We start from the raw sequence: 10,665 nt of genomic DNA on the forward strand, positions 1-10,665 counted from the left end.
ACCTAAGGCAGACCTAAGGGAAAACCAGGCATGGCTGACCACAGCTCTTCTGAGCTTTCCTGCACTTCACCAGACTCTTGTAGATCGCCGAGAGGCAAGTCTCGGGATAATCGTTGTGCTGCTTCGAAATTATATTTGGCTGCCCAAAACTCGGGATCTTTTTTTAATGCAGATTTATAGAGATCTTTTGCCACATCAGCCAAAGCTGTTGCACGATCAATCCCCATTTTTTCAGCCGTTTCAATCGCCTGTTGTAGATAGAGATTGCCCATATTGTAGTAAACCAGTTTTAACATGGCTGGAGAGCTGATCCGTTCGGCTTTGCCATAGGCATCGACAGCATCCTCGAACATACCGCGTTGTTGCAAATGATGAGCATAGGCAAACTGTACTTCGGGCTCTGTCAGATCAATCTCAGTAGCCTCCACTAAGCGTGGTGACTGTAGCAAACGTATTGCATCGTTGATGTCTTGCTGATGTTGCCTTTCTATTATTTGCAGGCCGAGTAGGGTAAGAAAAACGAGGCTAATCGCCAGCGTTAGATGTTGTAGATAAATACGGCGCAACATCATGAGCGTTTCTCCAAAGATTTCACTGCAACAAGTAACAAAACAAAAAACAAAGCAAAGCCATAACACCATGCTGAGAGGCTCTGTTTTGGAAGCTTTTCTTGATAAATTAATGGCAGGCTTTCCAGTTCATCCAGCTCAGCCAAAGCGGCTTGTAGTGATTCTGCCGTATCGACTTCATATGCATGGTATGGCACTGATAAGGTATTGAAAAACTTATGTAAATATCGTTCAGGCATGACTCTTGGGTTATCATCGCGATGCGATTTGGGCTCACTGAAGATGCCTTGTCCGTTTTCAGTACGTAAGAAGAACCAGTACAGACTTACCCGGTAACGTTCAAACCATTCACGTAGGGTTTTCTGGGCACGATGGTCCAGAGTGGCGGCGCCATCGGAAACCAAAACGATCACACGTGATCCGGTGTGAGGCTGGTCTTTGAAATAACTCAAGCCCATGCCTAAACCTTTTGCAACGTTAGTAAACGCTAACCCTGGTGTCTCCAGGCTATTAATCGCTGCCTGAATTGCACTTTTATGTTCAGTCAGCGGGCTGATGTAAAAAGGCTGGGTACTAAAACCGGCTACTCCGAATAAATCATGGGGACGGCGATTTACAAATTCGGAGAGTAAACGCCGGGCTGCTTGTGCTTTGGATTGCTCATTTTCATCCGGTGTCTGGCCGCCGAAGGTTTCATTCATACTGGCACTGCGATCCAATACAAAAACGATATGGGCACCTTGTCCGGTACGAGTCACAATTTGCTCAAGACTATGCAAACCAGCGAGTCCGATAATGACTGTGGCTATAGCCAGAGAAGCAGCAAGCTTAATTAAGCGGTTTAGCCAGATCGTCAGCGGATTAAGTTTAATGAGCTGTTTGCTGGGCGTAGCATGTCGCTCAAATAAGCTGCTGAAGAAAGGTAATAAGCTGAGTGGTAATAACACCAGCAGCCATGGCAGATGAAAGGCGAGATTCATGACTTACCGGAAACCACTTTGTCAGCGGCAGCGAGTCTGTCGCATAGACGAATACAATCGTTCAGCAGGTTTGGCTTGGGGGCTTCATCAAAGAAAAACACACATCTGGATTGCTGAAAAAAATCTTCTATCTGTGTCCGGCTCTCATTAAATTGTGGGTGCTGCTGAATAAAATCATCAATTTGTGAGGCAAACACGGTATAAGATGCCCGTGAATTAAACGCATCATGCATGGCTTGCAAGCCTTGTTGAATCTGATCAACGGTGATGTTTTTATGTCGATTTATACGCTTGATTTGACGCCGTGCGGTGTGAAAAGGTGAGGTATCAAACTTAGGCAATAACCCTGCGAGAGCAGCCCAGATAAGCAAGCATAGAATCGACAAACTGGCGTAGATGATAATGGGGGATTGATAACGAGAAAGTGAGTGTGTTCTAGGTGCGATATCCGCTTTCATGAAGCCATCACTACCGTCATTATTACCCACACCACTCGCGGTAATTTCTTTGATAGGTGACATGATGAAGTGCCAGTCGGGTAAGGTGATTTCTACACGCTGATTTGCACTGTCTGTGAACACTAACTGTTGCTCAGGAATCAGCAAGGTACGAACATCAAGTGGTGCGTAAAATGTTTGATAGCGGAGGGTAAGATTGTAGATGGTCTTTTTACCCTGTTGCTCAGATGTCATACTCACGCTATTCAGATCGAGCCAGTATGTGAGTTCACCTTCCACTGGTAACGAGGATGGGGATAAGGAATAGCCTTCATCCACGGCAATCAGATAGCGGTGTTCGATAACATCACCCACCATCAGGCCATAATTTCGCCCCTGGTCCATTTTGATAAGCTGAGCAGGCAGAACCGGTTCCGCGTAACAGGCAGCAGACAGCAGAAATAAGCTCAAAAGCAGTGAAATGGTGTTAATAAGCTTCATAAAGGGGTTCCTACTGCATCGAAAAGTATCGACTCATTTGTTTGGCGTCATAGTGATCAATCAACCAAAAAGGCTGTTGATTAAAGCGGCGGAATTGTTGTGTGAGGTAGGCTCTCCGATCTTCATATTGTTGCTGAATTTTTTGTTTCTGATCGCGGGTGATAAACACTAGAGAGCTGACACCCGTTTCAAGATCGGTCAGCTCAACAAATCGCCATAACGGGAAGTCGAGATACTCTTTGGATTGCCATAACACTATGGGTACAACTAAATGCGCTGATAAAACGGTCATCAATGACTGTAATTGTGTTTCCGGCCAGTGAAAGTCTGAGACTAAAAATATGAGTGCAGGTTTGCCTGGTAACACGGGGAAAACCTGTTGGGTAGCTTCCGCATGATTGGACTCGGGGCTAAGCCTCGTAAACTCGGTTGTTAGGGCATCGATATCATCGAGCTTTATTAGTTTTTCCTTGAGTAGATAGCAGGAAAAACGGTCATTAGCGGCTTCAACTGAGGCCTTAGTACTCTCATAGACTTCATGCAGTAATGCCGATTTTTCGTCATACAGCATTGAGGATGAACCATCGATAAGTAATAACACATCGATTTTGCTACGTTGTCTGTAACTTTTGACATGCAGAGACTCAAAAGGATCGGTCAGGCTGGCATTCAGGTCCAGCCTTGATGTATCGGGTTCATCCAAAAATAATGATTTTTTATAAAAGTCAGCGCCTGTACCTCGTTGCCGACTTTTATGTGAGCCCAGCATTAAGCCACTGACCAGGCCAGTGGTTTTGTAATCAAACGTCTGGTTCATGGTGATTGAATGGTATTCAATGCGGCAGTGATGAGTGATTCAACAATCTCATCACGGTTGTAGTCATAAACGGGGTTTAAAAAGAGTCGATGCTTGGCGATTTGCCGGATAATCATATGAAAATCTTCTGGCACTAATGCATCACGGCCATTGAGCCAGGCATTGACTCTGGCGCCACGGGCAAGATAACTGATCCCGCGTGGTCCCATACCACCACGTAACATATTGCTTGTATCGACATCGGTGATCTGAATGCCATATTCAGCAGGTTCACGTAGCGCACGACACAAGTGATAGCCGTAGTCTTGCACTTTTTCACTAGTGTGGACATGCTCCTGAATGGCGGCAGCAACATCATTCAATTGCTGGAATGGCACGATGGCTTTATCCGCTGAATCCACCAGTTTGTCGGCATCATGGTAACGTGGATTAAACATCAGGTCTTTCAATTGCACTTCAGATTTTGGCTGCTCAACATGCAGCTCCATCATAAAGCGATCACGTGCTGCGGCAGGCAGCTCAAAGGTTTCATCCTTTTCAATACGATTACGATCAGCAAACACCTGTAAATGAGGGAAAAAGTGTGTTTGGTTGAAAGCATGCACGCTACGTTCGGCCATGATTCTCAATAACAGAGAGTGGACCTGTGGACGTGCCCGGTTAATCTCATTGAAAAAGAAGATAGAGAGTTCATCTCCATGTTTCAGAACCGGCCCTGAACTGACACCTGGTTTACCATTTTCAGCAATATAGGTGTAATAGACGAGGTCATGCGGCATCAGATCAATGGTGCCCTCAATACGTTCAAAGTTACCACCCAGACATTCGGCTACAGTTTTCAGCAAGGTGGTTTTACCGACACCTACATCACCTTCAAGCAGGATATGTCCTCTGGAGAGCGTTGCAATGGTCATCAATCTGACAATGTGTTCTTGACCCAGGATGGTGCTGTTGATGCTGGATTCCATCTTAGCAATAAGCGCATGCCAATCTGACATCGCTATCGTTGATGTTTTAGATAGCTGGTTCATAGCGGTTTCACATGGAAGAAAAAGAAAAGACCGGCCTGAGAATTAGGCCGGTCAGCTTCAGTAATGGATTAATAAACCCATTTACCTGTTTTTTTGAACTGTTCAACACGTTCTGCATTGCGTTTTTCCATTGCTTTTAACGCAGCATCTTGTTTGTTCAGTTCTTTTTCACTGTGTTTTGGATCGTACTTAGAACCTTTGATTTTGTCAGGGAAACCTGGTTTGGCTTCCCAGCAATCACCAGCGGCTTTGCATTTAGTACCATCGTAAGCCATAACTGCACTTGCACCTGACAACATCATCAGAGCTGAACAAGCAACAGCGATTGTTTTTAGTTTCATATTTCTCTCCTTATTTTTGCGACGACATAATGAATTGGCATGCTGCCACTATGGCAACATGCCACCCATTAATTAATGATGAGTTTTATTAAAGTTATCCATAGCTTCTTTGAAGTCTTCTGGCACTTCTGCTGGTTTAAAGTTAGCTTTCTGCTCTTCAGTCAACCAGTCTGCTTTATCTGCTGAACCCCAATAAACACTTCTTACCCAGGCCATGATGTGCAAGATTTCATCTTTAGTGAGGTTGTTGTACTGTGGCCCCATCATGCTACGGGCACCACCATAAATGGTTTCGAAGAGGCCTTTATCGTTAGCGTTTTTAGGATAGGTGTAATAATCATCTCCTAATGCTGGTCCTAACTTGCCTTCAGCATGATGACCATGGCAACCAGAGCAAGCTGTCATAAACAGGCTTTCACCTGCCTTGATGGCTTCATCATCGGTGTTGTAGAGGTTTTCACCGGTATTAAGGAAATGCTCTACAGCTTCTGTTTTTTCACCTTTCTTGCCAAAAGATAAGTCCAGCACATCACCTGTGACTGTATTTCTGAAAACCAATTGAGATTGAGCGACAGGAATCATTACCACGGAGAGTACCGAGACAGTAAGCAGTGCGATTCCTCGAATCTTCTTTGGCAAAAATGTTTTGATAGTCATGATTTAAAAAATTTCCTGTAGTAACAAAGAGTATTTTTATTTGAGTTATAAAAGAGGGATGCCTTCGTCTTTCAATACGGCTTTGATCTTGGGATCAGCTTTATGCAGCGCTGTATTGATTTCTTTCAACAGTTCCTGATCGTCACTGCGCACGGCGATCGATTGTTCAAACTGTTGTCTTACACCTTCCCCATCACGAGTCGGCGCAATTTCTTCAGATACCACCATTTTTAGTGGTACAGAGGCTGACTTAACATAGCGGGCAGCTTCTGGTGCCCAGATGTGAGCGATATCTGCTTTGCCTGAAACGACTTCTGACACCAGTAAATCGGGTGCGTAACGTACATACTGGTTACGGCGTGACTTAAAACCGATTAATGACATGGTGTAATTGAAGTTGCCTTCATATTTATCAATTTCACGCAGCATCACTTCTGAAGGACTACCTGGAACGATGGCAAATTTAGACATGTCCTTCAGAGCAGGACTTTGCCAGTTTTTAATATCCAGTCCTTTGTCTGCTGGGTAGATAAAGGCATAACCCGATTTATAGTAAGGGTCACTGGTCGCGACACGAGGGTCACCTTTGTCTACGCCCATGACGACATCACATTGGTTTTTAAGCAGTTTTTCAGTAACAAGAAAAATAGCTGCTTTGTCGGACCAGACGAACTCTAGTTCCCGATCCATGGTATCCGCTAGAATTTTTGCCAGTTGATTCTCAAAGCCTTCCTGCTGCTTATTTGAATAAGGCATTTCATCACTGGCTGCACACACTTTGAGCGTGCTGGTATTGGCTTGTGCATTAAAGGCTAAGCCACTGCCTAATAGGAGTGCCAAAAAAGAAGGTAACATCCGACCTGATTTGGCTTGTTTCATGTTTCGTTTCATCGTGTTGGTCTCTTTGATGGAGGCCAGCAACCCTATGGTTGCTGGCCAGGTTTCTAACGAAATAAGTCTTAAGTTATTGACCTGTAAGCGACTGCTTACATGCCGTATTCACCTAAGCTCACGTCGTCATATGGGCTCTTACCATCAAGTGAGAAGACCATGACACCACCACCCATTTGAGTGTTTTTAGCCAGTTCTTTAAAGGCACCTACTGCACCTAAACCAGCTGATGGGTCATTTAGGTCAAATACCAGACCTACTGCAGGCCAACCACCGACACCGTAGTTGATAGCAACATACTGTGTACCTTTATGTGTGTAAGTCATTGGATGACCGATAACACCTGAAGGCAGTTTGAATTTCCACAGTAATTTACCTGTATCAGCGTCGCGTGCTTTGATGAAGCCATCTAATGTTCCGTAGAACACTAAGCCGCCTTCAGTTGCAGTCGTACCACCCCAAACAGAGAATTTCTCCATTTTTTCCCAGGCGAACTCACCCGTAATCGCGTTGTAGGCTTTAACTTGGCCTGAACCGATTCCGTTTTGACGATCACCTTTAGGACCAGGGTATGTCCATACGTTGGCACCAACGAAGAACTGACCTGCACGATATGGCAACATGAACGGTTCCCAATCCATACATAGGTGGTTAATACCTAAGTAGAACAATTCACGTTTAGGATCGTAAGAATCGAAACCTTGGTTATGGAAGCCCATTGCTGATGGACATACATCACGTGAACGGTGTCCCATACGTGTTCCATATTCAGGGTCACGAATTGGTAAACCTGTTTCCAGATCGACTTTTTTCACCCAGTTTGCCGTGTCATCCATTTTGTTAGCAGACACTAAGTCACCTGTTTCACGATCCAGTGTGTAGATGATGCCGTTACGGTCAGGGTGAGTCAGCAATTTACGCATTTTGCCATTTTTGTCTTTTTGCTCAGAAAGCATCATGACGTTAACGCCCGCGTAATCCCATTCATCATGAGGTGTTTTTTGGTAACCGAATTTAGCTAAACCGGTTTCCAGATCACGACCCCAGATAGTCATCGTCCATTTGTTATCACCAGGACGCATCGTTTCGTTCCAGGGAGCAGGGTTACCTGAACCATAGTAGAACATGTCTAATTGTGGATCGTAGGCATACCAACCCCAGTTAGTACCACCACCGATTTTCCATGCGTTGTCTTCCCAGGTAGATGTACCCAGACCTTTTTGACCATAGTGAGGGTTATGTTTGTTGAAGTCTTTATCCAGACCCACATCTGCATCAGGACCCGTTGCATACCAACGCCATACCATTTCACCTGTGTGAATATCGTATGCGGTGACATAACCACGAACACCTAATTCAGCACCAGAAGAACCTTGGATAACCAAGTCTTTAGCAACAAATGGTGCAGCTGTTTCTGTTTGACCAACGCTGATATCACCATTTTCTACTTTCCAGTATTCTTCACCTGTTTCAGCATTTAATGCGACAACGTGACCATCCAGTAAGCTTTTCACGATCATCGCTGGCGCTTTGTCATCCCCTGGCCAGTAAGCTAGACCACGGTTAACAACGTCACAACAGGCAACAGCACGTGCAGCTGGATCTTGTTTTGGTTTGTGTTCCCATTTGATCACACCTGGCTCATCCAGATCGATAGCAAAAGTGTTGTTCGGGAAAGGTGTGTGAATGTACATAGTGCCGTTCACAACAAGCGGTGCACCTTCATGACCGTTTAGTACACCTGTTGAGAATGACCATGATGGACGCAGTTTTTTAACGTTGTCTTTGTTAATTTGTTTGGCAGTACTGTAGTGGGTGCCTGAGAAATCTTTCCCTTGCATTACCCAGTTTTCATTGCTTTTAGACAGTTCTACTAACTTATCATTTGCAACTGACATGCCTGACATCAATCCGAGTGCGGATGAGACAGCAAGCGCAGTACCGATTTTTGACCACCGGCTATGATGCATTTCTCTCATATATCCTCCTATTTGTTTTGAGAGTCAGTCAATGCTGACTTTGTGTATCAGCTGTAAAAAACACGGCTGAGCACAAAGGTCATCTTCTTATCTTTGCTGTGACAGGGGATAGAGAGCGACACCTGAAAGGTTCAGGGAAGTTATCCTTAATTCGCTGGTGAAGCTATGTTGTTTAAGTTTTTTATTTTTATATATCAATAATTTATTTGTTGTTTATGTTTTTCTCTATGGGAGCTATGTGTAAAAACATAATGAACTTTTTCACTAGCCACCATTAACTAGGCGGTGTAGTGATCAGGCCGGTTTTTTGTGCCAGGAAAATAATTTCGGCCAGATTATTAGTGCCTAATTTTCGCATCATATTGGTTTTGTAATTGGATACTGTTTTAGGCGCCAGAGCTAAGTTATCAGCCATTTCATTGATACTTTTTCCTTCTGCCACCATGCGAAATACGGCAAATTCCTGATGTGATAACGAGTGCACTTTCTGATCAGCATGAATCAGTTTTTCCATGGCAATGGCGCGAGCAATCTCTGTACTGAGATAGTGGCCACGACTGGCTATCGTTTTAACGGCTTCAATCAATACGGATGATGGACAGGATTTAGTGATATAACCGCGCGCTCCCATATCCATCGCTCGCATAGCCAGCGTGGAATCATCGTGCATGGTGCAAACAAGAATTTTAGCTTGTGGATCACGGGATGTTATGCGGCGAATACATTCAAGGCCACCGGCACCAGGCATGCTGATATCAATGATACAAACATCCGGTTTATGACTGACATAGAGCCGGTAACCTTCTTCTGAATTACTGGCCTGACCGATGACGTCAAACCCTGAAGAGTTCAATAAATGTTGGTAGCCATCTCGTAAAATGGCGTGATCATCAATCAATAATATAGTCGTTTTAGACATGATGGTTTACTCAAATAATTGGGTCATAAGGAATCGTAATCGTTAAGCAGGTTCCCTGAGGCTGACGAGATGCAATATAAAATTCGCCGTCTAAAGCCTCACAACGTTCACGAATACTGATAAGTCCAAGGCCTTGTTGGGCTTCTATATTGCTGTTGAAGCCCTGACCGTCATCTTCCAGCTTTAATTGAATACAGGCATTGCCAGGTTCACGGAATTGATGCAAATAGATAAAAACCTGATCGGCATTGGCGTGACGGCTAATATTCGTCAGCCCTTCCTGTAGGCCTCGATATATCGACAGTGCAACTGCTTTGGGTATTTCATGATCCTGTATCTCCAGTGAGAGATGTTCTCTACCCTGGAAGGCTTGTTTCCATTCAGAAACCAGCTCACGAACAGCGCCTTTAAGGCCGATACTGTCAAGGCTCGGTGGCTTTAGATGACGTAATTTATTACGGGTAATTGAGCGAAGCACTGTTGTACTGTCCATGACAGATTCGAGGATAGGCTGGAGAGTGGGGTCGTCGGTTTGGTTTAAGGCGACAGTCAGGTTGGCATCCATTGCAGCAAGGTGTTGACCAAAGATATCGTGAAGTTCAGAGGCGAGATGATCGCGTTCAGACTCTCTGACCAAGGCTATTCGTTGGACTAAGGACTGTTTATCGTTGAGTAGCTGGCGTATTTTTTTATTGTTTTGGCTTAATTCTGCCTGCATCGCCAAATTGTGTTTGAGCGACAGTGATAACTCTGAAATACGTCGGGTGCTAAACCAGATAAGGCCCGCACAAAAAACCAGTAATACAAAAATAATCTCATCAAGCTGATAGAACTCGCCCAGAGCAGTCCAATCGATATAACGCTCTGCCAGATCCAAATACGATGCGACAAGATAAGTAATAAGTGACGAGATGGTAATCCAGACGACGTCGCGTTTAATACTGTGTTTACGCTGATTATTATCAGTGTGATGCTTGAGCTGCTGCAGGCCTTCCATAATGTATTCATACGTCATTAAAAAAGAAAAGTATGAAGCAGAGGCAGCGATTTACCCATAGCCTAAGATGAGATGGGGAGCAAATCACGCAGACATAGATGAAAAGGTCCTGATGAAATACAAGGACATGTCTCTAACGGTATCGGCACAATGCTCAGTACGATGGTCAAGTTTTCTATTCACTTTGAGGAAGAACATGAAACTCTTGCCACTACTGCTTTCAGTACTACTTTTTTTCCCCGGAATAAGCCTGGCGGATTCCACCACACACAAAACCTATGAGGAAATGGCATTCCTCAAACACTTCACCGGAAAAACCCCCGAATTTATCAGAACAGAGTTGGGTGAGCCTGACAGCATCGCTAAGAAAGAAAACGCCAGTGGCACGATTGAGTTCTGGATTTATCGTGATCTTGTGCAGCAAGCACACTCTGACAAAATTTATCGCTATACCCAGTTCGGCATTGTTAATGGCCATGTTGAGACATTGGGACATACCAATCGCAACCCTAAATAACATCCTATTTACGACACTTAAATTAAAGA

At 44.4% G+C, this 10,665-nt stretch carries 12 protein-coding genes; 1 reads left to right on the forward strand and 11 read right to left on the reverse strand.

Going from position 1 to position 10,665, the window contains the following annotated elements; genetic code table 11:
* Positions 1-2: 2 nt before the first annotated feature.
* From MAMP_RS02470 to MAMP_RS02520, 11 genes are all read right to left on the reverse strand, one after another.
* Complete coding sequence (locus MAMP_RS02470; protein WP_007144395.1) at positions 3-572, reverse strand: hypothetical protein; 570 nt, start codon at positions 570-572, stop codon at positions 3-5.
* Entirely contained in the window at positions 569-1,549 is a 981-nt protein-coding gene (locus MAMP_RS02475; protein ID WP_007144396.1) for a vWA domain-containing protein, read from the reverse strand. The genes MAMP_RS02470 and MAMP_RS02475 overlap by 4 nt, the downstream gene beginning before the upstream one ends.
* Positions 1,546-2,487 (reverse strand): hypothetical protein, encoded by a 942-nt coding sequence (locus MAMP_RS02480; RefSeq protein WP_007144397.1) that lies wholly within the window; start codon positions 2,485-2,487, stop codon positions 1,546-1,548. The genes MAMP_RS02475 and MAMP_RS02480 overlap by 4 nt, the downstream gene beginning before the upstream one ends.
* 10 nt (positions 2,488-2,497) lie before the next feature.
* Entirely contained in the window at positions 2,498-3,304 is an 807-nt protein-coding gene (locus tag MAMP_RS02485; RefSeq protein WP_007144398.1) for a DUF58 domain-containing protein, read from the reverse strand.
* On the reverse strand, positions 3,301-4,335 hold the full coding sequence (locus MAMP_RS02490; RefSeq protein ID WP_007144399.1) for an AAA family ATPase: 1,035 nt from the start codon (positions 4,333-4,335) through the stop codon (positions 3,301-3,303). The genes MAMP_RS02485 and MAMP_RS02490 overlap by 4 nt, the downstream gene beginning before the upstream one ends.
* Before the next feature lie 68 nt (positions 4,336-4,403).
* On the reverse strand, positions 4,404-4,676 hold the full coding sequence (locus tag MAMP_RS02495; protein ID WP_007144400.1) for a methanol dehydrogenase: 273 nt from the start codon (positions 4,674-4,676) through the stop codon (positions 4,404-4,406).
* 72 nt (positions 4,677-4,748) lie between these two features.
* Positions 4,749-5,333: a cytochrome c(L), periplasmic gene (gene moxG, locus MAMP_RS02500; protein ID WP_007144401.1), complete on the reverse strand. Its 585-nt coding sequence runs from the start codon at positions 5,331-5,333 to the stop codon at positions 4,749-4,751.
* A gap of 45 nt (positions 5,334-5,378) precedes the next feature.
* Positions 5,379-6,224 carry a methanol oxidation system protein MoxJ gene (gene moxJ, locus MAMP_RS02505; RefSeq protein ID WP_007144402.1) on the reverse strand — a complete coding sequence of 282 codons (846 nt, stop codon included), beginning with the start codon at positions 6,222-6,224 and terminating at the stop codon, positions 5,379-5,381.
* A gap of 95 nt (positions 6,225-6,319) precedes the next feature.
* Positions 6,320-8,203: a methanol/ethanol family PQQ-dependent dehydrogenase gene (locus MAMP_RS02510; protein WP_007144403.1), complete on the reverse strand. Its 1,884-nt coding sequence runs from the start codon at positions 8,201-8,203 to the stop codon at positions 6,320-6,322.
* 274 nt (positions 8,204-8,477) lie between these two features.
* On the reverse strand, positions 8,478-9,122 hold the full coding sequence (locus tag MAMP_RS02515; RefSeq protein ID WP_007144404.1) for a response regulator transcription factor: 645 nt from the start codon (positions 9,120-9,122) through the stop codon (positions 8,478-8,480).
* 10 nt (positions 9,123-9,132) lie between these two features.
* The gene (locus MAMP_RS02520) at positions 9,133-10,119 is read right to left on the reverse strand and encodes a sensor histidine kinase (protein WP_007144405.1); all 987 of its coding nucleotides are present in this window, start codon (positions 10,117-10,119) and stop codon (positions 9,133-9,135) included.
* Between the two features lie 196 nt (positions 10,120-10,315).
* On the opposite strand from MAMP_RS02520, the gene MAMP_RS02525 reads away from it, so the two are divergent.
* A complete protein-coding gene (locus MAMP_RS02525; protein ID WP_007144406.1) occupies positions 10,316-10,636 on the forward strand; it encodes a hypothetical protein in 321 nt (106 codons plus the stop codon).
* Positions 10,637-10,665 lie beyond the last annotated feature (29 nt).

Source organism: Methylophaga thalassica MP (genome assembly GCF_000214595.1).
Lineage (GTDB): Bacteria > Pseudomonadota > Gammaproteobacteria > Nitrosococcales > Methylophagaceae > Methylophaga > Methylophaga thalassica.

Bases quoted from the DNA above. Each gene is read 5' to 3' on its own strand.
- MAMP_RS02480 (WP_007144397.1), bottom strand. From the start codon at position 2,487: ATGAAGCTTATTAACACCATTTCACTGCTTTTGAGCTTATTTCTGCTG.
- MAMP_RS02515 (WP_007144404.1), bottom strand. From the start codon at position 9,122: ATGTCTAAAACGACTATATTATTGATTGATGATCACGCCATTTTACGA.
- MAMP_RS02490 (WP_007144399.1), bottom strand. From the start codon at position 4,335: ATGAACCAGCTATCTAAAACATCAACGATAGCGATGTCAGATTGGCAT.
- MAMP_RS02520 (WP_007144405.1), bottom strand. From the start codon at position 10,119: ATGGAAGGCCTGCAGCAGCTCAAGCATCACACTGATAATAATCAGCGT.
- moxJ (WP_007144402.1), bottom strand. From the start codon at position 6,224: ATGAAACGAAACATGAAACAAGCCAAATCAGGTCGGATGTTACCTTCT.
- MAMP_RS02510 (WP_007144403.1), bottom strand. From the start codon at position 8,203: ATGAGAGAAATGCATCATAGCCGGTGGTCAAAAATCGGTACTGCGCTT.
- MAMP_RS02475 (WP_007144396.1), bottom strand. From the start codon at position 1,549: ATGAATCTCGCCTTTCATCTGCCATGGCTGCTGGTGTTATTACCACTC.
- MAMP_RS02525 (WP_007144406.1), top strand. From the start codon at position 10,316: ATGAAACTCTTGCCACTACTGCTTTCAGTACTACTTTTTTTCCCCGGA.
- MAMP_RS02485 (WP_007144398.1), bottom strand. From the start codon at position 3,304: ATGAACCAGACGTTTGATTACAAAACCACTGGCCTGGTCAGTGGCTTA.
- MAMP_RS02470 (WP_007144395.1), bottom strand. From the start codon at position 572: ATGATGTTGCGCCGTATTTATCTACAACATCTAACGCTGGCGATTAGC.
- moxG (WP_007144401.1), bottom strand. From the start codon at position 5,333: ATGACTATCAAAACATTTTTGCCAAAGAAGATTCGAGGAATCGCACTG.
- MAMP_RS02495 (WP_007144400.1), bottom strand. From the start codon at position 4,676: ATGAAACTAAAAACAATCGCTGTTGCTTGTTCAGCTCTGATGATGTTG.